Origin of the sequence: Streptomyces sp. NPDC096152, assembly GCF_044763235.1 — a bacterium.
Taxonomy (GTDB): domain Bacteria; phylum Actinomycetota; class Actinomycetes; order Streptomycetales; family Streptomycetaceae; genus Streptomyces.
Genome location: NZ_JBIWFW010000004.1, coordinates 431662 through 456563, shown reverse-complemented (window position 1 = coordinate 456563; position 24902 = coordinate 431662). Strand labels below are relative to the sequence as shown.

Annotated in this window: 25 protein-coding genes and 1 pseudogene; 16 read left to right on the top strand and 10 right to left on the bottom strand. The window is 73.2% G+C overall.

Annotation, left to right across the window (positions count from 1 at the left end; all coding sequences use genetic code 11):
* Window positions 1-111 precede the first annotated feature (111 nt).
* The 3 genes and pseudogenes from ACIQ9G_RS16580 to ACIQ9G_RS16570 all read right to left on the bottom strand — a co-directional run bounded on the left by ACIQ9G_RS16580 (window position 112) and on the right by ACIQ9G_RS16570 (window position 1051).
* Complete coding sequence (locus tag ACIQ9G_RS16580) at window positions 112-450, bottom strand: hypothetical protein (RefSeq protein ID WP_403609492.1); 339 nt, start codon at window positions 448-450, stop codon at window positions 112-114.
* Between the two features lie 47 nt (window positions 451-497).
* Window positions 498-908, bottom strand: a pseudogene (locus ACIQ9G_RS16575) (fatty acid--CoA ligase); the annotation flags it as partial.
* Window positions 824-1051 (bottom strand): hypothetical protein, encoded by a 228-nt coding sequence (locus ACIQ9G_RS16570; protein WP_403609490.1) that lies wholly within the window; start codon window positions 1049-1051, stop codon window positions 824-826. The pseudogene ACIQ9G_RS16575 and the gene ACIQ9G_RS16570, both read right to left, overlap by 85 nt.
* Before the next feature lie 240 nt (window positions 1052-1291).
* Here ACIQ9G_RS16570 and ACIQ9G_RS16565 point away from each other — a divergent pair, with 240 nt between their 5' ends.
* The 3 genes from ACIQ9G_RS16565 to ACIQ9G_RS16555 all read left to right on the top strand — a co-directional run bounded on the left by ACIQ9G_RS16565 (window position 1292) and on the right by ACIQ9G_RS16555 (window position 4051).
* Window positions 1292-2428, top strand: a complete 1137-nt coding sequence (locus tag ACIQ9G_RS16565; RefSeq protein ID WP_403609488.1) for a GAF domain-containing protein — start codon at window positions 1292-1294, stop codon at window positions 2426-2428.
* Window positions 2425-3057 (top strand): response regulator, encoded by a 633-nt coding sequence (locus ACIQ9G_RS16560; protein WP_403609485.1) that lies wholly within the window; start codon window positions 2425-2427, stop codon window positions 3055-3057. The genes ACIQ9G_RS16565 and ACIQ9G_RS16560 overlap by 4 nt, the downstream gene beginning before the upstream one ends.
* Before the next feature lie 79 nt (window positions 3058-3136).
* Window positions 3137-4051 carry a HipA family kinase gene (locus tag ACIQ9G_RS16555; RefSeq protein WP_403609482.1) on the top strand — a complete coding sequence of 305 codons (915 nt, stop codon included), beginning with the start codon at window positions 3137-3139 and terminating at the stop codon, window positions 4049-4051.
* Between the two features lie 179 nt (window positions 4052-4230).
* Here ACIQ9G_RS16555 and aceB read toward each other — a convergent pair whose 3' ends face one another.
* Window positions 4231-5856 (bottom strand): malate synthase A, encoded by a 1626-nt coding sequence (aceB, locus tag ACIQ9G_RS16550; RefSeq protein WP_403609479.1) that lies wholly within the window; start codon window positions 5854-5856, stop codon window positions 4231-4233.
* Window positions 5857-6102: 246 nt separating this feature from the next.
* Window positions 6103-6702: an NTP transferase domain-containing protein gene (locus ACIQ9G_RS16545; protein ID WP_403609477.1), complete on the bottom strand. Its 600-nt coding sequence runs from the start codon at window positions 6700-6702 to the stop codon at window positions 6103-6105.
* A 188-nt stretch (window positions 6703-6890) separates the two neighbouring features.
* Here ACIQ9G_RS16545 and ACIQ9G_RS16540 point away from each other — a divergent pair, with 188 nt between their 5' ends.
* On the top strand, window positions 6891-7208 hold the full coding sequence (locus ACIQ9G_RS16540) for a DUF5955 family protein (RefSeq protein ID WP_356184000.1): 318 nt from the start codon (window positions 6891-6893) through the stop codon (window positions 7206-7208).
* Between the two features lie 17 nt (window positions 7209-7225).
* Here the strand turns inward: ACIQ9G_RS16540 and ACIQ9G_RS16535 are convergent, their stop codons facing one another.
* Complete coding sequence (locus ACIQ9G_RS16535; protein ID WP_403609474.1) at window positions 7226-7861, bottom strand: response regulator; 636 nt, start codon at window positions 7859-7861, stop codon at window positions 7226-7228.
* Entirely contained in the window at window positions 7858-9189 is a 1332-nt protein-coding gene (locus ACIQ9G_RS16530) for a sensor histidine kinase (protein ID WP_403609472.1), read from the bottom strand. The genes ACIQ9G_RS16535 and ACIQ9G_RS16530 overlap by 4 nt, the downstream gene beginning before the upstream one ends.
* 135 nt (window positions 9190-9324) lie before the next feature.
* Here ACIQ9G_RS16530 and ACIQ9G_RS16525 point away from each other — a divergent pair, with 135 nt between their 5' ends.
* A complete protein-coding gene (locus tag ACIQ9G_RS16525) occupies window positions 9325-10359 on the top strand; it encodes an ABC transporter permease (RefSeq protein WP_403609470.1) in 1035 nt (344 codons plus the stop codon).
* Window positions 10356-11111: an ABC transporter ATP-binding protein gene (locus ACIQ9G_RS16520; RefSeq protein WP_403609468.1), complete on the top strand. Its 756-nt coding sequence runs from the start codon at window positions 10356-10358 to the stop codon at window positions 11109-11111. The genes ACIQ9G_RS16525 and ACIQ9G_RS16520 overlap by 4 nt, the downstream gene beginning before the upstream one ends.
* Here the strand turns inward: ACIQ9G_RS16520 and ACIQ9G_RS16515 are convergent.
* Window positions 11050-11850 carry an IclR family transcriptional regulator gene (locus ACIQ9G_RS16515; RefSeq protein WP_403609465.1) on the bottom strand — a complete coding sequence of 267 codons (801 nt, stop codon included), beginning with the start codon at window positions 11848-11850 and terminating at the stop codon, window positions 11050-11052. The genes ACIQ9G_RS16520 and ACIQ9G_RS16515 overlap by 62 nt on opposite strands.
* Window positions 11851-12141: 291 nt before the next feature.
* Between ACIQ9G_RS16515 and allB the strand changes: the two genes are divergently transcribed.
* From allB to ACIQ9G_RS16495, 4 genes are all read left to right on the top strand, one after another.
* Window positions 12142-13479 (top strand): allantoinase AllB, encoded by a 1338-nt coding sequence (gene allB, locus ACIQ9G_RS16510; protein WP_403609462.1) that lies wholly within the window; start codon window positions 12142-12144, stop codon window positions 13477-13479.
* Window positions 13480-13542: 63 nt separating this feature from the next.
* On the top strand, window positions 13543-14673 hold the full coding sequence (gene alc / locus ACIQ9G_RS16505) for an allantoicase (protein WP_403609460.1): 1131 nt from the start codon (window positions 13543-13545) through the stop codon (window positions 14671-14673).
* 171 nt (window positions 14674-14844) lie between these two features.
* Entirely contained in the window at window positions 14845-15471 is a 627-nt protein-coding gene (locus ACIQ9G_RS16500; protein WP_403609458.1) for a dihydrofolate reductase family protein, read from the top strand.
* 130 nt (window positions 15472-15601) lie between these two features.
* Window positions 15602-15997 (top strand): ribonuclease domain-containing protein, encoded by a 396-nt coding sequence (locus ACIQ9G_RS16495; RefSeq protein WP_403609456.1) that lies wholly within the window; start codon window positions 15602-15604, stop codon window positions 15995-15997.
* A 640-nt stretch (window positions 15998-16637) separates the two neighbouring features.
* Here the strand turns inward: ACIQ9G_RS16495 and ACIQ9G_RS16490 are convergent.
* Window positions 16638-17603: an NADPH:quinone reductase gene (locus tag ACIQ9G_RS16490; RefSeq protein ID WP_403609454.1), complete on the bottom strand. Its 966-nt coding sequence runs from the start codon at window positions 17601-17603 to the stop codon at window positions 16638-16640.
* A 198-nt stretch (window positions 17604-17801) separates the two neighbouring features.
* Window positions 17802-18842, bottom strand: a complete 1041-nt coding sequence (locus tag ACIQ9G_RS16485) for a Gfo/Idh/MocA family oxidoreductase (RefSeq protein WP_403609452.1) — start codon at window positions 18840-18842, stop codon at window positions 17802-17804.
* Window positions 18843-18972: 130 nt separating this feature from the next.
* Here ACIQ9G_RS16485 and ACIQ9G_RS16480 point away from each other — a divergent pair, with 130 nt between their 5' ends.
* From ACIQ9G_RS16480 to ACIQ9G_RS16455, 6 genes are all read left to right on the top strand, one after another.
* On the top strand, window positions 18973-19710 hold the full coding sequence (locus ACIQ9G_RS16480; RefSeq protein ID WP_403610050.1) for a GntR family transcriptional regulator: 738 nt from the start codon (window positions 18973-18975) through the stop codon (window positions 19708-19710).
* Between the two features lie 265 nt (window positions 19711-19975).
* Window positions 19976-20980, top strand: coding sequence for a sugar ABC transporter substrate-binding protein (locus ACIQ9G_RS16475; protein WP_403609449.1), 1005 nt, complete (start codon window positions 19976-19978; stop codon window positions 20978-20980).
* Window positions 20977-22119 (top strand): ABC transporter permease, encoded by a 1143-nt coding sequence (locus ACIQ9G_RS16470; protein ID WP_403609446.1) that lies wholly within the window; start codon window positions 20977-20979, stop codon window positions 22117-22119. The genes ACIQ9G_RS16475 and ACIQ9G_RS16470 overlap by 4 nt, the downstream gene beginning before the upstream one ends.
* The gene (locus tag ACIQ9G_RS16465) at window positions 22116-22919 is read left to right on the top strand and encodes an ATP-binding cassette domain-containing protein (RefSeq protein ID WP_403609444.1); all 804 of its coding nucleotides are present in this window, start codon (window positions 22116-22118) and stop codon (window positions 22917-22919) included. The genes ACIQ9G_RS16470 and ACIQ9G_RS16465 overlap by 4 nt, the downstream gene beginning before the upstream one ends.
* Window positions 22920-23128: 209 nt before the next feature.
* Window positions 23129-24277, top strand: a complete 1149-nt coding sequence (locus ACIQ9G_RS16460) for an ROK family glucokinase (protein ID WP_356183955.1) — start codon at window positions 23129-23131, stop codon at window positions 24275-24277.
* Complete coding sequence (locus ACIQ9G_RS16455; RefSeq protein WP_403609441.1) at window positions 24274-24858, top strand: sugar kinase; 585 nt, start codon at window positions 24274-24276, stop codon at window positions 24856-24858. The genes ACIQ9G_RS16460 and ACIQ9G_RS16455 overlap by 4 nt, the downstream gene beginning before the upstream one ends.
* Window positions 24859-24902 lie beyond the last annotated feature (44 nt).

Sequence of the window (24902 nt, the reverse complement as noted above, 5' to 3'; positions counted from 1 at the left end):
ACCCCTGTCCCCGCCAGGGGCCTGGGTCCTGGCCCGGATCGGAGTTGTGCCATGGACCGGGGACCTGCCCCGGACCGGGCCCCCGCGACGGTGGCGGGGGGACCGCCGGGCTCATGACGTCCCTCTCGGCGGTTCGGTGCCCGGGTCGGCGGCCGCCCGGTGCACGAGCCGGTGGTCGGCACCGGCCGGGTCGCGGGCGAGCTCCCGCGCCATGCGGCGGGCCCACCTGTGCCTTTCGCCGCGCCGGAGGCCGCCCCCCGCGGCCTCCTCGCGCAGCGTGTCGGCGTACCGGCCGGCGAGCTCCCGCCGTCCGCCGACCCGTTCGACGGTCTCGGCGATGGCCCGGAGCAGCTCCGCGTCGGAGTACAGGGACTCGTGGTCGAGCCGGCTCAGATACAGGGCCGACACCGACTGAGGATCCCCTTCGGGGGGCGGGGTCATGCGGCTCATGACAGTTCCTCGGGGAGATGGGTGGATGGTCTCGGACGGGGTGCGGCTCACGTGACGACGTCGACGGCCAGCTCCCCGTCCGCGTACTGCTTGCGCAGCGCCTTCTTGTCGAACTTGCCGACGGATGTCCTGGGCACCGCCTCGAGAAGCGCCCAGCGCTCCGGCAGCTGCCAGGCGGCCACCCTGCCGGCGAGGAACCCCCGCAGTTCGCCGTGCGTGGTGCCGCTCCCGTCCCGGAGCACGACCGTGGCCAGGGGACGCTCCCCCCACTTGTCGTCCGGGACCGCGACGACGCACGCCTCGGCCACCGCCGGGTGCGCCATGAGGTGGTTCTCCAGCTCGACCGACGAGATCCACTCCCCGCCCGACTTGATCACGTCCTTGATCCGGTCGGTGAGGGTGAGGAAACCGTCGGCACTGATCGTTCCGACGTCACCGGTGCGCAGCCAGCCGTCGTGGCGTAGTCGGCGCTGCGGGTGCCGGTGTCGGTGGCGGTGACGACCTCACTGCCCCCGTGCAGCTTCATGCCGTTCTCCAGCAGTCTGCTCACGAGCAGGGGCACGGCCTGCATGGTGCTGGGAACGGGGTGACGGCTGGGCATGTGCGTGGGTGTCCCTTGGATCTCGATGCCGGTGCGCGGCTCGGCCACCGCACCGGCCGCTGCGGCTCGTGCCGCGATCCTGGGCGCCGCACCGGGGCGCGGGTAGCTCCAGGGGGAGATATGAGTTCGGAGGTCTCCATTCGGAGATGGTCAGGGCACCGGCGGAGGGGGAGGATGTCGGCCCGGAGTGCGCACGTCCACTCCTGGTCCGCCCGCGGGAGACGACCTACCATGACGAACGTGTCAGACGGGAGCCGGGACCGGCCGCTGCCGAGCGCCCTGTTCGAGCTCACCGAGGGATACAGCCAGGTCCTCGCTCTGCTCGACCAGTCCGTCGCCATGCGCCGAATCGTGGACGACGTTCCCGAGCTGAGCGGGGTGGACGTCGCGTGGGTGGGTGAACCGGACGGCGCCGACCGGCTGGTGCTCGGCCACGTGGTCCACGCCCGCACGCCCGCCGTGGACGGCCTGGTCGTCTCCGCCGGGTGCGGGCTGGGCGGGCAGGTGATGCTCCGGCGCCGGCCGCTGTGGGTCAGTGACTACCGCCGCTCCGACACCATCACCCACCACTTCAACGCGCAGGCGGAGACCGAGGGGCTCGGCGCGATGATCGCCGTGCCCGTCGTCCACGGCGACCGGCTGCTGGGCATCCTCTACGGCGCGAACCGGGAGACCTCCGTGTTCGGCGACCGGACGACCGGGGCCCTGGAACTGGCGGCGAGCCGGGCCGCGGCGGCCGCCGTGGTGGCGGAGCGTGCCCGTCACGCGGCGGAGGTCGCCGTGCACGAGGAACGGCGCCGGCTCGCGCTGGACCTGCACGACACCGTGGGGGCCATGCTGTTCACCCTGGGCACGGGCATCCGCACGCTGGCCGAGGAGTTGCCGGCCGGGGACGCCGTGTCGGCACGTCTGGGAGACCTGGAGGAGCAGGCGATCCAGGCGGCCGCCGCGTTGCGCGTGTCGCTGCACGCCCTGCACGCGCCGCCGGAGGAGGTCGCTCTCGGCGTCGCGCTGCGCGGTGACTGCAGGGCCTTCCAGCAGCGTACCGGCGTGATCGCCCGGCTGATCATGGTGACCGAGGTGCCGGGCCTGGCGCCGGGCCGGATCAGGGCACTGACCGAGACGGCGCGGGAGGCGCTGCTGAACGTCGAGAAGCACGCGCGCGCCCGTTCCGTCGTGGTGAGCGTGTTCGCCCTGTCCGGAGGTGTCGGGGTGACCGTCGCCGACGACGGTGTGGGCCTGCCCCCGCAGGACGGCTCCTCCCGCGGCATCGGCCTGTCCACCATGTCGGAGCGCCTGGAACGGGTGGGTGGCCGGGTCACCGTCGGCGGCAACGAGGACGGCGGCGTGACCGCCCAGATGTGGGTGCCGGCGTGAACGAGCCGACGGTGCGCGTGCTGGTCGTGGACGACCACCCCATCGTCCGCGACGGCGTCGCCCTGGCGCTCGGCAACGCCTCCTGGATCAACGTGTCCGGATACGCGAGTTCGGGGCGGGAGGCGATAGGCGAGGCCGAGCGGCTGGTGCCGGACGTGGTCCTGCTGGACCTGCGCCTGCCCGACATGCTTGCCCCCGAGGTCGTCCGGGAGCTGCGGACCCGTGTTCCCGGCGTGAAAGTGGTGATCTTCACCGCCTATCCCGAGCACGCCGCCCTGGAGGAGGCACTCGACGCCGGCGCGCACGCCGTGGTCGTCAAGGACGCGGAGCGGTCGGACCTGGTGGACATCGTCCGCCGGGTCAATGCCGGGGAAAGAGTGGTCCGCACCAGTCCGGACCACCTGCTCAGCGTGCTGCTGAACCGAAGGCTCAAGGAGAGCGGCCTGACCCGCCGCGAGTACGAGATCCTGCGCAGGGTGGCGATGGGCGAGACCAACCCGGAGATCGCCGACGTGCTCGGCCTGAGCCGGAACACGGTCAAGACCTATCTCCAGCGGACACTGGAGAAGCTGGGCGCCCGCAACCGCGTGGAGGCCCTGGCGCGCGCGAGCGAGCGCGGGATCCTCTAGTCCCGGTCCGGGCGCACTACCATTGACAGGCTGCTGACGTCATGGAATGCGGGGCGAGCGAGCTTTGGGGCTTGGGAAGATGCTGAGAGAGGTCACCGCGACCCGCTACGTCGCACCCCTGCGCTCCGGCGGCTCCGTGCCCGGTGTCGTGGAGGCCGACGACCTCGGCACCTACGTCGTGAAGTTCACCGGCTCCGCGCAGGGCCGCAAGGCGCTGGTCGCCGAGGTCGTGGTGGGCGAGCTGGCGCGTGCCCTCGGGCTGCGTTTCCCGGAGCTGGTCCTGGTGCACTTCGACCCGGCGATCGCCGAGCACGAACCGCACCAGGAGGTGCGCGATCTGCACGCCGCAAGCGGCGGCCTCAACCTCGGCATGGACCACTTGCCGGGCGCGCGGGACTTCACCCCCGAGGTCGCGAAGAGCTTCCCCGTGGACCCGCTGGAGGCGGGTCGGATCGTCTGGCTCGACGCGCTGACCGTGAACGTCGACCGCACCGTGCACAGCTCGAACCTGATGGTCTGGCCCACGCTCGGCATCGCGCCCCCGCGCCTGTGGCTCATCGACCACGGCGCCGCCCTCGTCTTCCACCACCGCTGGGACACGTCGTCGCCGGAGAAGGCGTACGACTTCCGCCACCACGCTCTCGGCCACTACGCCCCGGACGTGCGGGCGGCCGACGCCGAGCTGGCCCCCAGGGTGACCGAGGACCTGCTGCGGGAGATCGTCGCGGAGGTCCCGGACGCCTGGCTCGACGGTGAGCCGGGCTTCGCGACGCCGGACGAGGTCCGCGCGGCGTACGTCGGGCATCTGCACGCGCGGGCGCGGGCCTCGGCGGCCTGGCTGCCGACCGACTTCCCCAGCCGGGAGGAGCTCGCCGCCGAGGAGGCCCGGCGCGCGGAGCGGACCGAGCGGGGACGGCCGGACTGGCTCAAGCGGGTCCCCGACCTGCACGGCAAGCCGGCCGCGGAACAGGACTGGTCGGTGCACCTGGGCTGACCGGCTGTCCCCGTGGCCGGCCGACGGGTTGACCGGCGGACCGCACCCGCGCCGTCCCGCCGACCGGCCGACCGCACCCGCGCCGACCGCACCCGCGCCGCCCGGCCGACCGCACCCGCACCCGCGCGCCGCCCGGCTGCCGACCGGGCGGCGGCCGGCAGCCGGACGTCGCTTCCCGGTCAGCCCCGGAGCTGCTCGTACGCCGGAAGCGTCAGGAAGTCGGCGTAGTCCTCGTCGAGGGAGACCTTCAGCAGCAGGTCGTGGGCCTGCTGCCAGTGGCCCGAGGCGAAGGACTCGGCGCCGATCTCGGCGCGGATGTTCTCCAGCTCCTCGGCGGCGACCCGGCGCGCGAGTTCCGGTGTGGCCTTCTCGCCGTTCTCGAACTCCACCCCCGCGTTGATCCACTGCCAGATCTGCGACCGGGAGATCTCGGCGGTGGCCGCGTCCTCCATGAGGTTGAAGATGGCGACCGCGCCGAGGCCGCGCAGCCAGGCCTCGATGTAGCGGATGCCGACCTGGACGGCGTTGACCAGGCCCGCGTAGGTGGGCCGGGCGTCGAGGGAGTCGATCGCGATCAGGTCGGCGGCCTCGACATGGACGTCCTCGCGCAGCCGGTCCTTCTGGTTCGGCCGGTCGCCGAGGACCTTGTCGAAGGACTCCATGGCGATCGGCACCAGGTCGGGGTGGGCGACCCACGAGCCGTCGAAACCGTCGTTCGCCTCGCGGTCCTTGTCGGCGCGGACCTTCTCGAAGGCGACCTTGTTGACCTCCGCGTCCCGGCGGGAGGGGATGAACGCCGCCATGCCGCCGATCGCGTGCGCGCCGCGCTTGTGGCAGGTGCGGACGAGGAGTTCGGTGTACGCCCGCATGAACGGGGCGGTCATCGTGACCGCGTTGCGGTCCGGCAGGACGAACCTGGACCCGCCGTCACGGAAGTTCTTCACGATGGAGAACAGGTAGTCCCAGCGGCCGGCGTTCAACCCGGAGGCGTGGTCGCGCAGTTCGTAGAGGATCTCCTCCATCTCGTACGCCGCCGTGATCGTCTCGATCAGGACGGTGGCGCGGACAGTGCCCTGCGGGACGCCGAGGTGCTCCTGCGCGAAGACGAAGACGTCGTTCCAGAGGCGGGCCTCCAGGTGCGACTCCGTCTTCGGCAGGTAGAAGTACGGGCCCTTGCCGAGGTCGAGCAGGCGCCGGGCGTTGTGGAAGAAGTACAGGCCGAAGTCGACGAGGGCGCCGGGCACCGCGGTGCCGCGCTCGTCGACGAGGTGACGCTCGTTCAGGTGCCAGCCGCGCGGGCGCATGACGACGGTGGCGAGCTCCTCGTCCGGCCGCAGGGCGTAGGACTTGCCGGACGCCGGGTCGGTGAAGTCGATGTTCCGGGTGTAGGCGTCGATCAGGTTGAGCTGGCCGAGGACGACGTTCTCCCAGGTCGGGGCGGAGGCGTCCTCGAAGTCGGCGAGCCAGATCCGCGCACCCGAGTTGAGCGCGTTGATGGTCATCTTGCGGTCGGTGGGACCGGTGATCTCGACCCGGCGGTCCTCCAGCGCGGCCGGGGCCGGGGCCACCTTCCAGGAGTCGTCCGCGCGGATCGCGGCCGTCTCGGGGAGGAAGTCGAGGGTGGAGGTCCGGGCGATCTCGGCGCGGCGCTCCGCGCGGCGGGCGAGGAGTTCGTCGCGGCGCGGGGTGAACCGCCGGTGCAGTTCGGCCACGAAGGCGAGCGCCGCGTCGGAGAGGACCTCCTCCTGCCGGGGCAGGGGCTCGGCGTCGACGATGGCCAGCGGGGACGGCGCTGGTGCGGACATGAGCTGTCACTTCCTTCGGGGAGCTTCTTCAGCGGACCACGTTCCTGGCCACCCTGCCGTGGCACGGGATGCCAAGCGGTGTGAAAGGGGCAAAGGGCGCCCGTGGAGCGGGTGGAGGCTTCTGATCAGTGGATACTAGTTTCCTCATGGTGGAAGTTCAATGGTTTGTTGATGTCGAGAATCTCCGGGTCGAGGCAAGGTGGCGCTCGGTGCCATCCCGCTCACTCCAGGTCCCCCTTCCCCGCATCACTCCAGATGCCGCAGATCCGCCTCGGTGTCGATGTCGTGGGGCCGGGCCACGTCCCCGCACTCGATCAGGGTGATCTCCTCCTCGTGCGCCTTCAGATAGGCGCGCGCCCCCCGGTCGCCGGTCGCGGCCGCCGCGACACCCGTCCAGTGGGCCGCGCCGAGCAGGACGGGGTGGCCGCGCACACCGTCGTACGCCGCCGACGCCAGCGACCGCTCGTCCCGGTGCGCGGCGCGCACCCGGGCCACCGCCTCGGCCCCGATGCCGGGCTGGTCGACGAGCAGCACCAGGGCCGACCGGGCGCCCGTACCGGCCAGGGACTCCAGCCCGGCCCGCAGCGAGGTGCCCATGCCCCGCTCCCAGTCCGGGTTCTCCACCACCACACAACCGGACAGCTCCGCCCGCTCCCGTACGGCTGCGGCCCGCGCCCCGAGGACCACATGGACGCGGGTGCAGCCGGCCGCCCGCAGCGCCCCGACCGCGTGCTCCACGAGCGGCCGCCCCCGGTGTTCGAGCAACGCCTTGGGCCGCCCGCCGAGCCTGCGCCCACCCCCGGCGGCCAGCACCAGCCCGGCCACCTCGTCGTCTGTGCGTGTCATGGGTCCTGCATACCTGACCGCCCGTCGATCGTGCGTTTGAGCGAGGACTGAATTTCGGTCCTCATGGTGGCGCATCCCGTATCGGGTGGCGTTTACTGACCCGCGTCCCCCGGCGCCGCGCTCGCTCCACAGGGGTGTGCGCCGGGAGCACTGCGAACTGCGCACGACGGGGTGCGACGGGGAGGGCTGTGTTGCGGAGCTTGGAGCAGAGGCCGGTGACCGGCAGCGGCGAGGACCCGAGAGTGGCGGAGCTGCGCACCGCCGTGTCCCGATTGCGCCGCCAACTCGCCGCTCATCCCGTGGAGTTCCCCGATCGTGCCATCGCCGAGGACGAACTCGCCGCGCTGGCCGCGATGACGGCCCACGGCATACCGGAGATGCCCCGGCTGCGCCGCTCCCTGCTGCTGATCGCCGGCTCGATCGGCTCGGTCAGCGCCCTGGCCCGCGGGCTGTCGGAGGTCCGGGCCGCGGTGGACCTGTTCGGGGAGCCGCCCCGGCGCCGCTGACGGGCCTTCGGCTCCGGTCAGGGCCGCAGGCGCCGGATGACTCCGCGTTCGGTGGCCGCCGCCACCGCCGCCGTGCGCGAATCCACGGCCAGCTTGGCGTAGATGTGCACCAGATGGGACTTCACCGTGGCCTGGCTCAGGAACAGGCGCTTGCTGATCTGCAGGTTGGACAGGCCGTCCCGGACCAGTTCCAGGACCTCCAGCTCGCGGCGGCTGAGCGCGGCGGCGGGCGTGCGCATCCGGTCCATCAGACGGTGGGCGACCGCGGGGGCGAGGGCCGAGCGGCCGGAGGCGGCGGTGCGGACCGCCGCGGCCAGTTCCTGCGGCGGGGCGTCCTTCAGCAGGTAGCCCGCCGCCCCGGCCTCCACCGCGGCGAGGATGTCGGCGTCGGTGTCGTACGTCGTCAGTACCAGCACCCGCGGCGCGCCGGGACGGGCGGTGATCGCCGCGGTCGCCTCGGCACCGTGCGCGCCGGTACCGAACTGCAGGTCCATCAGCACCACGTCCACCCCGCCCGCGGCGGCCAGTTCGACGGCGCGCTCCGCGGTCGGCGCCTCCCCGGCGATCTCGAAGTCGGGCTCGGCGGACAGCACGGCCCGCAGCCCCGCACGGACCACCGGGTGATCGTCCGCCAGCAGCAGCCGGATCGTCACGCGCGGCTCCTGGAGAGAGGGAGGGGGAGGGGGAGCGAGGGGGAGGACGCCTTCGTGGCGGCCCGGTGCTGCCCGGTATCCGCCGCCGGGGGGTAGGGGAGTGTCACGGCCACCGCCGTGCCCTGTCCGGGGGCCGACTCCACGGTGAGGGTGCCGCCCAGCGAGCGGGCACGCGAGCGCATCGCGGGCAGCCCGAAACCGCCGTCCGCCGCGCCGTCCGCCGTGCTCTCCATCGCGCCGTCCGCGGTGCTGTCCGCCGCGCCGTCCGCCGTGCTCTGCGGCCGGGCGGCCGTCCTCGCGCCGGGCGCACCGGGGTCGCCGGAAGCGAACCCGATGCCGTCGTCGACGACGTCCAGCGCCACCGCCGTGTCCATGAAGGTGAGCGTGATCTCGGCGCGGCCGGCGCGGGCGTGCCGCAGGGTGTTGCCGAGCGCGGACTGGGCGATCCGCAGCAGCGCGACCTCGTACGGGGTGGGCAGCTCGGCCGGGGCCCCGCTCAGCGAGAAGCGGACCGCGGTCGCGCCCGCCGCACTCGCGCAGAGCCGCTCCAGCGCGCCGGCGAGCGAGCCGCGCTCCAGGTCGGGCGGGGTGAGGGCGCGCACGAAGCGGCGGGCCTCGGCCAGGTTGTCCTGGGCCGTCGCGCGGGCCTGCTCGATGTGCGCGGCGGCCGGTGAACCGGCGGGCAGCTCGCGCTGAGCGGCACGCAGCAGCAGCTGGATGCTGGACAGGCCCTGCGCCAGGGTGTCGTGGATCTCCCGGGCCAGCCGCTCCCGCTCGGCGAGCGTCCCCGCGGCGCGCTCGGCCTCGGCGAGTTCGGCACGGGTGGCGACCAGCTCCTCGATCAGCTCCCGGCGCCGTTCGCTCTCCCGGTACAGGGCCTCGTAGCCCAGGACGGTGGCGACGGCGACCGCGGCGCCGAGCAGCGGGCCGATGAACGCCCCCGGCGTCAGCGGCGCCCCGTGCCCGACGAATCCGGCGACGGCCGCCGCCGCGGTCGCGCCCACGGCGGGCAGGCTCCAGCGCACCGGCAGCAGGTGCAGCTGGAGGAAGTACAGCGGGAAGGCGGCCCACAGGGCGTCGGGCGACAGCGCGAGCAGGACCAGCCAGGACGCCGTCAGTGCCGCCACCCACCCGGTGGCCGCGCGCCGGGAGCGGCGCACGGCCGGGCTCAGCGCGCCCCGGGCGAGCACCGCCCCCGTGCCGAGCGCCGCCGCCACCGTGGCGGGACCGTCCGCCCGGGCCGCGGCGAACGCGAGCAGCCCCGCGAACAGGGCGTACAGGCACAGGCGCAGGGCGACGACGACGGGGGAGTGCGGGCGGAGGTCCATGGCACCGTCCAGCGTAAGCGGGGCGGAGCCGGTGCCGGTCAACCGAAAGGTTGAATCGCGGCTGCGCCCTTCGGCCCCGCACAGGTGTGCCGCCGTGCGATGCCCGCAGGGTGCGGTCCGGCGCAGGGTGGGGGCATGTTCGTCGCATGGAGAGACCTCCGGTTCGCCAAGGGGCGGTTCGCCCTGATGGGAGCCGTGGTCGTACTGATCACCCTGCTCGTGGGGCTGCTGTCCGGACTGACCGCCGGACTCGCCGGGGAGAACACCTCGGCGGTCCGCGGTCTGCCCGCCGACCACCTCGCCTTCGCCGCCCCGCCCGGCGGGCAGTCGGTGTCGTTCACCGGCTCCGCGCTGCCGCGCTCCGCCCTCGACCGGTGGGCCCAGCGGGTCCCCTACGCGGAGCCCGTCGCGATCCGCACCCTCGAGGCGGAGGCCGGGGGCCGTACGGCCGCGGTGTCGGAGTTCGCCGTCCGGCCCGGCTCCGGCATCGCGCCCGCCGGCGTGGCGCCCGGGCGGGCCGTGCTGTCGGTGAAGGCGGCCGCCGGGCTGGGCGTCGCCGCCGGGGACCGGGTCCGGCTCGGATCCGCCGAGTGGACCGTCGCGGCCGTCGCCGGCGGCGCCTCGTACAGCCATACGCCCGTGGTGTGGACCGCCTTCGGCGGGGGCCCGGCGACGGTGATCGCCCTGCGCACGCACGGCGCGGACGTCCCCGCCGGGGACCGGGCCGCCGGCACGCGGACGCTCGGCAGGGACGACGCGCTCGACGCCATCGGCTCCTACCGGGCGGAGAACGGCTCGCTCCAGCTGATGCGCGGCTTCCTCTTCGTCATCTCCGCGCTGGTCGTCGGGGCCTTCTTCACGGTATGGACGATCCAGCGGGCGCCCGACATCGCCGTGCTCAAGGCGCTCGGCGCCTCCACCCCGTACCTGCTGCGGGACGCGCTGGGGCAGGCCGTGCTGCTGCTCGTCGCCGGGACGCTGTCCGGCACCGCGCTCGCGGTCGCCGTCGGCGCCCTGGTCCGCGGCGGCGACGTGCCGTTCGCCCTGGACGTGCCGACCGTGCTGGTGCCCGCCGCGGTGACCGTCCTGCTCGGGCTGCTCGGCGCCACGCTGTCCGTGCGGCGGATCACCGCCGTCGATCCGCTGACCGCGCTGGGAGGCGTGCGATGAGTCTGGTCCTGAACGACGTCACCCTGACCTACCCGGACGGGGACGGCAGACTGACCGCCCTGGACCGGGTGGCGATGGAGGTGCCCGCGGGCACGATCACGGCCGTGATCGGGCCGTCCGGCTCGGGCAAGTCCAGCCTGCTCGCGGTCGCCGCCACACTGATCACACCGGACGGCGGGCGGGTCCGCGTGGACGGGATTTCGGCGGACGAGCTGAGCGCCGCCGAGCGGGCCGTGCTGCGGCGGCGGAGCATCGGCATCGTCTTCCAGCAGCCCAATCTGCTGCCGTCGCTGACGACGCGGGAGCAGCTGGAGGTCATGGCCCGCATGGACGGGCGGCGGGCGGCGGCCGGACGGGCGCGGGAGCTGCTGGCCGCGGTCGGGCTCGCCGACCGGGCGCACCGGCGCCCGCACCAGCTCTCCGGCGGTCAGCGGCAGCGGGTGAACATCGCCCGCGCGCTGATGAACGAGCCCTCCGTGCTCCTCGTCGACGAGCCGACCAGCGCCCTCGACCACGAGCGCGGCGCGGCCGTGCTGGACCTGCTGGCCCGGCTCACCCGCGAGCGCGGCACGGCGACCGTCCTGGTGACGCACGACCGCGCCCACCTCCAACAGGCGGACGCGGTACGCGAGATGCGGGACGGGCGGCTGACCGCGCTGGTCGCGGGAGGTCAGGCGGTGACGCCGGGGCTCAGACCGTCGGGCCCGAGCTGGCCAGTGCCTGTGACAGCTCCACCGCCACCTGCTGGATGATCGGCACGATCTTCTCCGTGGCCGCCTCCGTGACCCGGCCCGCCGGGCCGGAGATGGAGATCGCGGCGGCGGTGGGGGAGTCGGGCACCAGGACCGCGAGGCAGCGGACCCCTATCTCCTGCTCGTTGTCGTCGAGGGCGTAGCCGAGCCGGCGCACGTCCGCCAGCGCCGCCAGGAAGCCTTCGGGCGTGGTGATCGTCTTCTCGGTGGCGGCGGGCATGCCGGTGCGGGCGAGCAGCGCCCGCACCTCGGCGTCCGGGGTCTGGGCGAGCAGCGCCTTGCCCACACCGGTGGAGTGCGGCAGGACCCGGCGGCCGACCTCGGTGAACATGCGCATGGAGTGCTTGGAGGGCACCTGCGCCACGTACACGACCTCGTCGCCGTCGAGCAGCGCCATGTTCGCCGTCTCGCCGGTCTCCTCGACCAGCCGGGCCAGATACGGGCGGGCCCAGGTGCCGAGCAGTCGCGAGGCGGACTCGCCGAGGCGGATCAGCCGGGGGCCGAGCGCGTACCGCCGGTTGGGCTGCTGACGGACGTATCCGCAGGCCACCAGGGTGCGCATCAGGCGGTGGATGGTGGGCAGGGGCAGTCCGCTGCTCGCGGAGAGCTCGCTCAGGCCGACTTCGCCGCCCGCGTCCGCCATCCGCTCGAGCAGGTCGAAGGCGCGCTCGAGGGACTGGACCCCGCCACCGGCGGAGGACTTGGCGGAGTCGGTGGTGCTGGCGCTGGACGTCGGCACGGCACGTTCCTTTCAGGGCGGGCTGGAAGGGCCAAAGCCTATCCCGGGGGCCGGTTGACTCCCCGCTTGTGCGGACCTACGTTCTGCTGACTGGAATGGTAATTCCGCTTTGTGGAAACGTCCAGGGCGGCCATCGGGGCGGCCGTCAGGGCGACCATTCAGGGCGGCCGCCGGGGGCGGACTCCGGGTGCCGTGCGGCGGTGTGCCCCTTGACGAGGTGCGGGCGGCGGAGAAGACTCCTTCAACAGAACGTTGAAATCTGGCAGGAGAGAGCGGGAGAGAGGGGTCCGGGTGTCCGACGCTGAACTGGTGCTGCGCTCGACGCGCGTCATCACGCCCGAGGGGACGCGCGCCGCGGCGGTCGCGGTCGCCGGCGGCCGGATCACGGCCGTACTGCCCCACGACGCCACGGCACCCGCCGGGGCCCGTCTGGAGGACCTCGGGAACGACGTCCTGCTGCCCGGCCTCGTCGACACCCACGTGCACGTCAACGACCCGGGCCGCACCGAGTGGGAAGGCTTCTGGACCGCCACCCGCGCGGCGGCGGCCGGCGGCATCACCACCCTGATCGACATGCCGCTCAACTCCCTCCCGCCGACCACGACGGTGGACCATCTGCGGATCAAGCGGGAGGTGGCCCGGGACAAGGCCCACATCGACGTCGGCTTCTGGGGCGGCGCGCTGCCCGACAACGTCAAGGACCTGCGCCCGCTCCACGACGCCGGGGTCTTCGGCTTCAAGGCGTTCCTGTCGCCCTCGGGCGTGGACGAGTTCCCGCACCTGACGCAGGACCGGCTGACCGGGTCGCTGGCCGAGATCGCCGGGTTCGGCGGCCTGCTGATCGTGCACGCCGAGGATCCGCACCACCTCGCCGCCGCCCCGCAGCACGGCGGCCCCCGGTACGCCGACTTCCTCGCCTCCCGGCCGCGCGACGCCGAGGACACCGCCGTCGCCGGCCTGATCGCCCAGGCGAAGCGGCTGGACGCGCGCGTGCACGTGCTCCACCTGTCGTCCAGCGACGCGCTGCCGCTGATCGCCGCCGCCAAGGCGGAGGGCGTACGGCTGACCGTCGAGACGTGTCCGCACTACCTCACGCTGACCGCGGAGGAAGTCCCGGACGGCGCCAGCGAGTTCAAGTGCTGCCCGCCCATCCGCGAGGCCGCCAACCAGGACCTGCTGTGGCAGGCGCTCGCGGACGGCACGATCGACTGCGTGGTCACCGACCACTCGCCGTCCACGGCCGACCTCAAGACGGACGACTTCGCCACCGCCTGGGGCGGCATCTCCGGCCTGCAGCTGAGCCTGCCGGCGGTGTGGACCGAGGCACGCAGGCGCGGTCACGGCCTGGAGGACGTGGTCCGCTGGATGTCCGCGCGCACCGCCGCCCTCGTCGGCCTCGACCGCAAGGGCGCCATCGAGGCGGGCCGGGACGCCGACTTCGCCGTCCTCGCGCCCGACGAGACGTTCACCGTCGACCCGGCCGCACTCCAGCACCGCAACCACGTCACCGCCTACGCGGGCCGCACCCTGCACGGCGTGGTGAAGTCCACCTGGCTGCGCGGCGAACGCATCCTGGCGGACGGCGAGTTCACCGGGCCGAGGGGACGCCTGCTGACCAGAACGCCCTGATCTCCCGCGCCTCCGCGCCCCCATCCGCACCCGGCAGACCCCCGAGAGGAAGACCTGATCACCGTGACGGCGCAGCAGCAAGCCCGTTGGCCCCGCTTCACCGGCGACGCGAACCCCTACGGAGGGGGCGACCCCTACGCGGACTACCGCACCGCCGACTTCCCCTTCACGCACCTCGCCGACCTCGCCGACCGGCGGCTCGGCGCCGGAGTCGTCGCCGCCAACGACGAGTTCTTCGCCGAGCGCGAGAACCTGCTGCTGCCCGGGCGCGCCGAGTTCGACCCCGAGCGCTTCGGGCACAAGGGCAAGGTCATGGACGGCTGGGAGACCCGGCGCCGCCGCGGCGGCTCGGCCGAGCACCCCTGGCCCACCGCCGACGACCACGACTGGGCGCTGATCCGCCTCGGCGCGCCCGGCGTGGTCCGCGGCATCGTCGTCGACACCGCCCACTTCCGCGGCAACTACCCGCAGGCCGTCTCCATCGAGGCCACCTGCGTGCCCGGCTCCCCCTCGCCGGAGGAACTCCTCGCCGACGACGTGAAGTGGACGGCGCTGGTGCCGCGCACCCCGGTCGGCGGCCACGCGGCCAACGGCTTCGCGGTGGACGTCGAACAGCGCGTCACCCACCTGCGGGTCAACCAGCACCCGGACGGCGGCATCGCGCGGCTGCGCGTGTACGGCGAGGTCGTGCCGGACCCGAAGTGGCTGGAAGTGCTCGGCACCTTCGACGTGGTCGCCCTGGAGAACGGCGGCCGGGTCGAGGACGCCTCCGACCGCTTCTACTCGCCGGCCACCAACACCATCCAGCCGGGCCGCTCCCGCAAGATGGACGACGGCTGGGAGACCCGGCGGCGCCGCGACCGGGGCAACGACTGGATCCGCTACCGGCTCGTCGCGCGGTCCCGGATCCGCGCGATCGAGATCGACACGGCCTGCCTCAAGGGAAACAGCGCCGGCTGGGCGTCGGTCTCGGTGCGGGACGGGGAGGACGGCGCGTGGACGGAGGTCCTGCCGCGCACCCGCCTCCAGCCGGACACCCCCCACCGCTTCGTCCTGCCCGCGCCCGCTGTGGGCACCCACGCGCGCGTGGACATCTTTCCGGACGGAGGCATCTCCCGCCTGCGCCTGTTCGGCTCCCTGACGGACGAGGGCGCCGCCCAGCTGGCGGCCCGCCACCAGGAACTGGGCGGCTGACCCGGCCCGCGCGACCGGTGAGGTGCGCCGGCCCGGCAGGGGGGCTGCGGCGATCGACCGATGAGTTGCGGACGGCGGCGGGGTCTGAGCTGATGACCAGGGAACCGCCCCTGGAATTCCGGCTCGGGGATCCCGGCTCAGGGATTCCTCCCCAGGAAGGAAGGCCCCGCCATGGGCAAGCTCGTCCTCACCACCTTCGTCACCCTCGACGGCGTCTACCAGGCCCCCGGCGGCCCCCGGGAGGACACCCGCGGCGGCTTCGAGCAGGGCGGCTGGAGCGTTCCGTACGGCGACGAGGACTTCGGCCGGTTCGTCACCGAGGTCTTCGACCGTGCGGGCGCCTTCCTGCTCGGCCGCCGGACGTACGACATCTTCGCCGGCTACTGGCCGAAAATGACCGACCCCGCCGATCCCATCGCCTCCCGGCTCAACGGCCTGCCGAAGTACGTCGCGTCCTCGACCCTGACCGACCCCGCCTGGCAGGGCACCACGGTGATCGGCGGCGACCTCGCCAAGGAGGTCACCGCCCTCAAGGAGCGCACCGAGGGGGAGCTCCAGGTCCACGGCAGCGGCGCCCTCGCCCGCTCCCTGTTCGCCCAGGACCTCGTGGACACCCTGCACCTGCTGACGTTCCCCGTCGTGCTCGGCGCGGGGCGCCGGCTGTTCGCGGAGGGCGCCGTACCCACCGCCTTCACCCACACCGGCGGCCGCGTCACCGCCGCGGGCGTGTCCATCCAGTCGTACGACGTCGCGGGCCGCCCGCGCTACGGCTCCTACGAGCTCCCGGAACACGCCTGACCGGAGCCCCTCCCGGCGAGACCGCCGGACGAGCCGGGAGGTCAACTACCGGAAAACACATGGGACTTGACGGGAAAATCCACAAGGCTGTCATTGACATGCCGCGCTCTACGCGCGTCATCATGACGTCATGCGATTCCCCCCACGAATCACCCGCATCGGCGCCGCGGGCGCCCTCCTCTCCGCCCTGCTGGTGGGCGGTACCGTCACGGCCGGCCCGGCGGACGCCGCCGCGGCCTCGGCCGGCAGCGTCTGCTTCGGCGACCTGCCCTCGCAGGCGCACGACACGCTCGACCTGATCGACAAGGGCGGCCCCTACCCGCACACGCAGGACGGGACCGTCTTCCGGAACCGCGAAGACGTCCTGCCCCGGCAGTCGTCCGGCTATTACCACGAGTACACGGTCATCACGCCCGGTTCCCCCACACGCGGCGCCCGGCGCATCGTCACCGGCGAGCGGACCCAGGAGGACTACTACACCGCCGACCACTACGCGACGTTCGACCTGGTCGACTTCGGCTGCTGAGCGGCTTCCGCGCTCGGCCGGGCCCCAGGCGCCCGGCGACGGCGAACAGCGCGCCCGCCGGCACGACGAGGCCGACGCTCGCGTGGACCTCGTAGCCGTCGAGGAAGCCCAGACGCTGCACGAACCCCACGTGCCAGTGGGTGAACCCGTGCACCAGGCGGACGCCCTGCACCAGGGCGACGAATCCGAACAACTCCAGCACCTCTTTCATGACACGACCCTCGCCCCGCGGACCCCCCTCGCACATCGGCCGCGGGGCGAGCCGTGCCTGCCGGAAGTCTGCCCCCGACCGCACCGGGTGCGCCGAAAGTCCGCCTCCAACGGCGCCCCGCGCGACGGAAGTTCATGCCGCCGCGACCTCGGTCGACGATGTCCGGCACACAGCGGCGACCGCCCTCGGCGCCGCGTAGATGGACGGACCGTGAGGGCTGAACCGTGAGGGCCGAGGGGACGACGTGGCCGCCGCCGGTGTTCGAGGGGCGGCGCTGGCTGCTGCCGTCCCCACTCGCCCACGAACTCGCCCCGGGCGCCGGGAAGTCGGGGCGGGTCGGGCGCACCAACCCGGGACTGGGCCGTCGACCTCTTCTGCTTCCTCCTGGCCGTCGTCCTCGCCCTCGGAACCGGCGGCGGAGCCCGGGGGTCAGACGAGAAGCACCACCCGGCGTCCGTGCAACTCCCCGCCTTCCATGCGGCGGTGCATCTCTGCCGCGGCGCTCAGGGGGTGGCACTCGACCGCGCGCGGGCGCAGCGCGCCCAGCGGCAGCAGCTCGTTGATCGCCTCGGCCGCCCCGGCCAGTTCGGCCGCCGTCGCGTGGGAGATGACGAAGCCGTGCAGCGAACCGTCCTTCATGTACAGCGGGCCGACCGGCAGCACCGGCTCGGCCTTCGGCCCGGCCATCAGGACGATGCGGCCCTGTCGGGCGAGCAGAGCGACCGCCGTCCGCAGGTCGTGACGGCCCGAGGTGTCGATGTGGACGTCGACCCCGGACGGAGCGAGCGCCGCGAGCCGTGCCGGGAGATCGTCGGCGTGGTAGTCCACGACCTCGGCCGCGCCCAGTGAGCGCACATGCCCGTGGTCGCGCGGCGAGGCGGTGGCGAGCACGCGCGCGCCGGCCCGCACCGCCAACTCCACCAGCGCGCCGCCCACGTTGCCGCCCGCGCCGCCGACCAGGACGGTGTCGCCCGCGCGCAGCCCGCCGTGGGTGAAGAGGGCCAGGTGGGCGGTGGCCGCGGGATGGAACACGGCCACCGCCTCCTCCGGGCGCACGCCGCACGGCAGCCGGTAGAGCCGGTCGGCCGGCACCACCGCCTGCTCGGCGGCCGCGCCCTGCCGGCCCTCGTGGCCGAGGCTGTTGCACCACACCGGCTCGCCCACCGCGAAGCCGGACCCCGCTGCCGCCACCGCGCCCACGAGGTCCCGCCCGATGACGAACGGGAAGCTCAGCGGCGTACGGAAAAGGCCCGAACGGACGAACGTGTCCACCGCGTTGACGGTGGTGGCCAGCACGTCCACCAGCACCTCGCCGGGGCCCGGCCGGGGCGGGGGCAGCTCGTCCCAGCGGATGAGATCGGCTGAGCCCAGTCGTTCGACGTAAGCGGCGCGCATCGAGCGCCAGTTTTCCACCCCGTCGGCCTGCCCGCGCGCGGAGCGGGCGGCCGAACGGCGCCGGGCGGCTGGAAGGGCCGGCGGCGTGGCCTCGGCGCCGAGTGCCCGGGCGAGCCGGTGTGGTCGGCGCACCGGCGCGCCGCCCGCGCGCCGCCGGTCACCGCAAGTGGGCTCGCGTGCCGCCGTCCCGTAGGCCGGTCACCGGTACCCGGCGCCCGCTCCCGCCGCGCCCCCCGGGCCCCCTGGGATCTCCGCGAGGGCGACCTGGCGCCGTTCGCGCCGGGACAGCTCGCAGGCCTCCGCGATGCGCAGTGCCTGCAGCGCCTCGCGGCCGTCGCAGGGGTTGGCCCGTTCGCCGCGCACGACCTCGACGAAGGCGCACAACTCGGCCGCGTACGCGGGCCCGAAGCGCTCCAGGAACCCGGTCCACGGCTTGTCCGCGGCCGGCGGCCCGGTCGGTTCGGTGGACGCGATCGGCGTGCGGTCGTCCAGGCCGACCACGATCTGGTCCAGTTCACCGGCCAGCTCCATGCGGACGTCGTACCCCGCGCCGTTCAGCCGGGTCGCCGTCGCCGTGGCGAGTGTGCCGTCGTCGAGGGTGAGCAGCGCCGCGCCCGTGTCGACGTCGCCCGCCTCGCGGAACATCGCCGGCCCGGCGTCGGACCCGGCCGCGTACACGTCGACGACCTCGCGCCCCGTCACCCAGCGCAGTACGTCGAAGTCGTGGATCAGGGTGTCCCGGAACAGCCCGCCGGACAGCGGCAGGTACGCCGCCGGGGGCGGTTTCTGGTCCGAGGTCATCGCGCGGACGGTGTGCAGGCGCCCGAGCCGCCCCGAGCGCACCGCCTCCCGGGCGCCGGTGTAACCGGTGTCGAAGCGGCGCTGGAAACCCATCTGGAGGACCGTCCCGGCCGCGTCCACCTCGGCGAGCGCCTGCAGCGTGCCCGGCAGGTCCAGCGCGATCGGCTTCTCGCAGAACACCGGAAGGCCCGAGCGTGCTGCCCGACCGATCAGTTCGGCGTGGGCGGACGTCGCCGTGGTGATCACCACGGCGTCCACGCCCCACTTGAAGATCTCGTCCATGCCCGGCGCCGCCGTCTCGCCCAGCCGGTGGGCGAGTTCCTGCGCCCGCGCCGGATCGGTGTCCGTGAGGATCAGCGACCCGACCTCGCGATGGCGACTGAGTGTGTTTGCGTGAACGGTGCCGATGCGGCCCGTTCCGATGACCCCGATGCGCATGGGAACAAAGTGATGGCCGACCCGGGACACTGTCAATGTGCATGTCCTGACAATCTGACTACACGACTTCCCGTCAACAGGCCACGGGGTTACGCTCGTGGCCGTGCCCAAACCTCAAGTGGACCCGACCGTGGCCCTCGAGCTCCGCGTGGACCGGAGCTCTCCGGTGCCGTTGTACTTCCAGCTGTCCCAGCAGCTGGAGGCCGCGATCGAGCACGCAACGCTCACGCCCGGGAGCCTTCTGGGCAACGAGATCGAGCTGGCCGGACGCCTCGGGCTGTCCCGGCCCACGGTCCGCCAGGCCATCCAGTCCCTCGTGGACAAGGGCCTCCTGGTGCGCCGCCGAGGTGTCGGCACCCAGGTCGTGCACAGCCAGGTCAAGCGCCCGCTGGAGCTCAGCAGCCTCTACGACGACCTGGAGGCGGCCGGGCAGCGCCCGGCGACCAAGGTCCTGGTCAACACCGTCGTACCGGCGCCCCCCGAGATCGCCGCCGCGCTCGGCGTGCCCGAGGACGGTGACCTGCACCGGGTGGAGCGGCTGCGGCTCGCGCACGGCGAGCCGATGGCGTACCTGATCAACTACCTTCCGCCGGGCCTGCTCGATCTGGACACCGCGCAGCTGGAGGCCACCGGCCTGTACCGCCTGATGCGTTCCGCCGGGATCACCCTGCACAGCGCCCGGCAGTCCATCGGCGCCCGCGCCGCCACCGCCGCCGAGGCCGAGCGGCTCGGGGAGGCGGAGGGCGCCCCGCTGCTCACCATGCAGCGCACCACCTTCGACGACACCGGACGCGCCGTCGAGTTCGGCACGCACACCTACCGGCCGTCCCGCTACTCCTTCGAGTTCCAGCTGCTCGTACGTCCCTGAGTGCGCCCCGCACCGCGCCGCCCCAGGGGCCGCCGCGGGCCGTCCCGGACCCGCCCTGCGGGCGCCGTACGGGCGCCGTACGGGCGCCGAAGGGCCGCCGCACGACCTCCGTACGGCCGTCGTAATGTTCGGACAATGTGACCGCACGGCGCTCCCCGCCCGCCCCCGCCGTTAGGCATGTGTTCGATAATGCGACGTTCGGGGCTGATGAGGCTGTCATCGGCCCCTTGCGTACGTTCGAACACGGCAAGAAGGGCACGGCCTCGTGGCACGGTTTCCAACCTGGCTAGGCATCGCGCTCGCGGGGGCTGTCACGCTGTCCCTCGCGGGGTGCAGCAGCACCGGCGGCAAGCGCGCGGAGGATGCCCGCAAGGCCGCGGCGGCCCAGGGCAGGGCGGCGGTGAACACGCCCCGCTGGACCTTCGCGATGATCACCCACTCCGGCGACGGCGACACCTTCTGGGACATCGTGCAGAGCGGCGCCAAGCAGGCCGCCGTCAAGGACAACGTCGACTTCCTGTACTCGCACGACGAAGAGGCCCAGCAGCAGGCGCAGCTCGTGGACGCGGCGGTCGACAAGAAGGTCGACGGGATCATCGTCTCGCTCGCCAAGCCCGACGCGCTCAAGGCCGCCGTGGCCCGCGCGGAGAAGGCCGGCATCCCCGTGATCACGGTCAACTCCGGTTCGGCCCGGTCCAAGGCCTTCGGCGCGCTCACCCACGTCGGCCAGGACGAGACCGTGGCCGGCGAGGCGGTGGGCGACGAGCTGACCAGGCGCGGGCGCAAGAAGGCGCTGTGCGTCCTGCACGAGCAGGGCAACGTCGGTCACGAGCAGCGCTGCGCCGGTGTCGCGAAGACCTTCGGCGGCACGGTGGAGAACCTCTACGTCAACGGCACCGACATGCCCGACGTGCAGTCCGCGATCGAGGCCAAGCTCCAGGCGGACACGTCCGTCGACGCGGTCGTCACGCTCGGCGCCCCCTACGCGGACACCGCCGTGAAGGCCCGGAAGGACGCGGGCAGCAAGGCCGAGATCGACACCTTCGACCTCAACGCCAAGGTCGCCGCCGAGCTGAAGGACGGCACGCTCGGCTTCGCCGTCGACCAGCAGCCGTACCTCCAGGGCTACCAGGCCGTGGACCTGCTGTGGCTCTACAAGTACAACGGCGACGTCCTCGGCGGCGGCCGGCCGGTGCTGACCGGCCCGCAGATCGTCACCAGGGACCAGGCGGCCGCGCTGGAGGAGTACACGAAGCGGGGCACCCGATGAGCGCCGCGACGGACGGCACCCCCGACGCCACTCCGGACGCGACGGGCGGTGGGAGGCCGGTCACCACCCCCGGCGGCCGGCCGGACGGCGACCCCGCCCCCGCCGCCGCCCCCCGGGCCAGCGCTGACGAAAGGATTCTGCACGCCTCCCCGCTGCGGAAGCTGCTCTCCCGCCCCGAACTCGGCTCGGTCGTCGGCGCGCTCGCCGTCCTCCTCGTCTTCGCGTTCGCCGCGGACGGCTTCCTGCGCGCCTCCAGCCTGAGCACCGTGCTCTACGCGTCCTCGACGATCGGCATCATGGCGGTCCCGGTCGCGCTGCTGATGATCGGCGGCGAGTTCGACCTGTCGGCAGGTGTGCTGGTGACGTCGTCCGCGCTGGTCTCGTCGATGTTCAGCTACCAGATGACGGCGAACGTATGGGTGGGCGCGGGCGTGTCCCTGCTGGTCACCCTGGCGATCGGCGCCTTCAACGGCTTCGTGCTGACGCGGACCGGCCTGCCGAGCTTCATCGTCACTCTCGGCACCTTCCTGATGCTGACCGGCATGAACCTCGGCTTCACCAAACTGATCGACGGCACGGTCTCGACCAAGACGATCGCCGACATGGAGGGCTTCCCCTCCGCGCACGCCGTCTTCGCCTCCACGCTGACCGTCGGCGGCGTCGACTTCAAGATCACCATCGTGTGGTGGCTCGGCCTGGTCGCCCTGGCCTCCTGGGTCCTGCTGCGCACCCGCACGGGCAACTGGATCTTCGCGGTCGGCGGCAACAAGGACGCGGCCCGCGCGGTCGGCGTACCGGTCACCCGGACCCGGATCGGCCTCTACACGGGTGTGGCGCTCGGCGCCTGGATCTCCGGTCAGCACCTGCTCTTCTCCTACGACGCGGTGCAGTCCGGCGAGGGCGTCGGCAACGAGCTGATCTACATCATCGCCGCCGTGATCGGCGGCTGCCTGATCACCGGCGGCTACGGCAGCGCCGTCGGCTCGGCGGTCGGCGCGCTCCTGTTCGGTATGACCAGCAAGGGCATCGTCTTCGCCGAGTGGAACCCCGACTGGTTCAAGTTCTTCCTCGGGGCGATGCTGCTCCTCGCGACCCTGCTCAATGCCTGGGTCCGCAAGCGCGCGGAGGCCGCCAAGTGACGCAGACCGACACCGCCGTACCCGCCGTACCGCTCGTGGAGCTGTCCGGCGTCAGCAAGCGCTACGGCACCGTGCGCGCCCTCGAAGGGGTCTCCCTGGAGGTCCACCCCGGGCAGATCACCTGCGTCCTCGGCGACAACGGCGCGGGCAAGTCCACCCTGATCAAGATCATCGCGGGTCTGCACCGGCACGACGACGGCATGCTGCGCGTCGAGGGCGAGGAGACCCGGCTGTCCTCCCCGCGCGAGGCCCTGGACCGCGGTATCGCCACGGTCTACCAGGACCTCGCCGTCGTCCCCCTCATGCCGGTGTGGCGCAATTTCTTCCTCGGCTCCGAGCCGCGCAAGGGCAGCGGTCCCTTCAGGCGCATGGACGTCGACCTCATGCGCCGGACCACCCGCGCCGAACTGCTGCGCATGGGCATCGACCTGCGCGACGTCGACCAGCCCATCGGCACCCTGTCGGGCGGCGAGCGGCAGTGCGTGGCGATCGCGCGCGCGGTGCACTTCGGCGCCAAGGTCCTCGTGCTCGACGAGCCGACCGCGGCGCTCGGCGTCAAGCAGTCGGGCGTGGTGCTGAAGTATGTGGCTGCCGCACGGGACGAGGGCCTGGGCGTTGTGTTGATCACCCACAACCCGCATCACGCGTACCTGGTGGGTGACCGGTTCGTCCTCCTGCGACGCGGGGCCATGGTGGGGCATCACACACGGGAGGAGATCACCGTGGACGAGCTGGCCCGGCAGATGGCGGGCGGGAGCGACCTGGAGGATCTGCGTCATGAGCTGCGCCGCACCTCTTAGCGTGGCTGCGGCTGCGGCCACGGCGTCGGCTACGGGTGCGTCCGGGGCCGCGGCTGAGGCCGGAGCTGCGACTGGGGCCGGGGCCGCGGCCGCCGGTGCGGAGGCGAGCCTGTGACCTGCCCGGACGTCCTCGCGCCGGGCGGACCGGGGCACCGCCCCCACCCTCCCTGTGCGGCATTCGGCGTGAGCGTGCGGCAGAATCGGCCCCGATGAGCACCTATCGCGACCTCGCCGCCCCCATCGGATCCCGGCGCGCCCCCGTCCTGCGGACGGTCGGCACGCGCGAGCGCCGCTCCCTGCTGACGGCGCCCCGCGTGCCGACGGTCGGGATCGACATCGGGGGAACCAAGGTGATGGCGGGCGTCGTCGACGCCGACGGCAACATCCTGGAGAAGCTCCGCGCGGAGACCCCGGACAAGTCCAAGAGCCCCAAGGTCGTCGAGGACACCATCGCCGAGCTGGTGCTGGACCTGTCCGACCGGCACGACGTGCACGCCGTCGGGATCGGCGCGGCCGGCTGGGTCGACGCCGACCGCAACCGCGTGCTGTTCGCGCCCCATCTGTCCTGGCGCAACGAGCCGCTGCGCGACCGCCTCTCCGAGCGCCTTTCGGTCCCGGTGCTGGTCGACAACGACGCCAACGCCGCCGCCTGGGCCGAGTGGCGCTTCGGCGCCGGCCGGGGCGAGGACCACCTCGTCATGATCACGCTGGGCACCGGCATCGGCGGCGCGATCCTGGAGGACGGGCAGGTCAAGCGCGGCAAGTACGGGGTCGCGGGCGAGTTCGGGCACATGCAGGTGGTGCCCGGCGGACACCGCTGCCCCTGCGGCAACCGCGGCTGCTGGGAGCAGTACAGCTCCGGCAACGCGCTGGTCCGCGAGGCCCGCGAACTGGCCGCCGCCGACTCCCCGGTGGCCTACGGGATCATCGAGCGCGTCAACGGCAACATCTCCGACATCACCGGCCCGCTGATCACCGAGCTGGCCCGCGAGGGCGACGCCATGTGCGTCGAGCTGCTCCAGGACATCGGCCAGTGGCTCGGCGTCGGCATCGCCAACCTGGCCGCCGCCCTCGACCCGTCCTGCTTCGTCATCGGCGGTGGCGTCTCGGCGGCCGACGACCTGCTCATCGGCCCCGCGCGGGACGCTTTCAAGCGCCACCTCACCGGCCGCGGATACCGCCCCGAGGCCCGTATCGTCCGCGCCCAGCTCGGTCCCGAGGCCGGCATGGTGGGCGCCGCGGACCTGGCCCGGCTGGTCGCCCGGCGCTTCCGGCGCGCCAAGCGCCGCCGGGTCGAGCGGTACGAGCGCTACGAGCGGTACGCGGAGGCCCGGCGCGCGACCCGGGGGGCGCTGTGACCATGTCGCTGCCACGCCAGGCGGCGCCCCCGGACGAGCCGCCGCCCCGCCGGCCCGAGGACCGCCGCCACCGCAACCGCCGCAGGGCCCTCACCCTGCTGATCATCGTGCTGCTCATCGGCGTCCCGGCCGGCTACCTGGTGATCTCCGCCAACCAGAGCCGCAACAGCGGCAAGGACAAGGAGGCCAAGTACTCGGCGACCGGCCTCACCGCCGGCTACCCGTCGAAGGTCCAGCGCCGCCTCTACCAGGTCCCGATCCCGCACCCGGCGGACCGGGTCGCCTACTACGAGACGAACAACTGGAAGACCAGCCGCCTCTACGTCCAGTTCCGGACCACCCAGCCCGGTCTGGAGACGTTCCTCACCGCCATGGGCGTCAACCGGAGCGATCTGAAGAGGGGCGAGATCAGCGTCGGCGCCCGCGACCGGAGGATCACCGGCTGGACCTTCGCGGACCCGGGCCCGTGGTGGGGCCTCCACCACGGCCAGAAGAACCCGGCCCCCACCCAGGACGTGGTCGTGAACATGTCCAACCCGGTGCTCCCCATGGTCTACGTCGTCTCCCGCACCGTCCCCTGAGCCCTCGCCGGGGCCGATTGTCAGACCCCGCCCGTAGAGTCGAA

Excerpts from the sequence above, each read along its gene's own strand:
- ACIQ9G_RS16485 (WP_403609452.1), bottom strand. The coding sequence starts at position 18,842 with ATGCGCATCGGGGTCATCGGAACGGGCCGCATCGGCACCGTTCACGCA.
- ACIQ9G_RS16555 (WP_403609482.1), top strand. The coding sequence starts at position 3,137 with ATGCTGAGAGAGGTCACCGCGACCCGCTACGTCGCACCCCTGCGCTCC.
- ACIQ9G_RS16525 (WP_403609470.1), top strand. The coding sequence starts at position 9,325 with ATGTTCGTCGCATGGAGAGACCTCCGGTTCGCCAAGGGGCGGTTCGCC.
- ACIQ9G_RS16495 (WP_403609456.1), top strand. The coding sequence starts at position 15,602 with ATGCGATTCCCCCCACGAATCACCCGCATCGGCGCCGCGGGCGCCCTC.
- ACIQ9G_RS16520 (WP_403609468.1), top strand. The coding sequence starts at position 10,356 with ATGAGTCTGGTCCTGAACGACGTCACCCTGACCTACCCGGACGGGGAC.
- ACIQ9G_RS16470 (WP_403609446.1), top strand. The coding sequence starts at position 20,977 with ATGAGCGCCGCGACGGACGGCACCCCCGACGCCACTCCGGACGCGACG.
- aceB (WP_403609479.1), bottom strand. The coding sequence starts at position 5,856 with ATGTCCGCACCAGCGCCGTCCCCGCTGGCCATCGTCGACGCCGAGCCC.
- ACIQ9G_RS16500 (WP_403609458.1), top strand. The coding sequence starts at position 14,845 with ATGGGCAAGCTCGTCCTCACCACCTTCGTCACCCTCGACGGCGTCTAC.
- ACIQ9G_RS16570 (WP_403609490.1), bottom strand. The coding sequence starts at position 1,051 with ATGCCCAGCCGTCACCCCGTTCCCAGCACCATGCAGGCCGTGCCCCTG.
- ACIQ9G_RS16460 (WP_356183955.1), top strand. The coding sequence starts at position 23,129 with ATGAGCACCTATCGCGACCTCGCCGCCCCCATCGGATCCCGGCGCGCC.
- ACIQ9G_RS16580 (WP_403609492.1), bottom strand. The coding sequence starts at position 450 with ATGAGCCGCATGACCCCGCCCCCCGAAGGGGATCCTCAGTCGGTGTCG.
- ACIQ9G_RS16545 (WP_403609477.1), bottom strand. The coding sequence starts at position 6,702 with ATGACACGCACAGACGACGAGGTGGCCGGGCTGGTGCTGGCCGCCGGG.
- ACIQ9G_RS16530 (WP_403609472.1), bottom strand. The coding sequence starts at position 9,189 with ATGGACCTCCGCCCGCACTCCCCCGTCGTCGTCGCCCTGCGCCTGTGC.
- ACIQ9G_RS16490 (WP_403609454.1), bottom strand. The coding sequence starts at position 17,603 with ATGCGCGCCGCTTACGTCGAACGACTGGGCTCAGCCGATCTCATCCGC.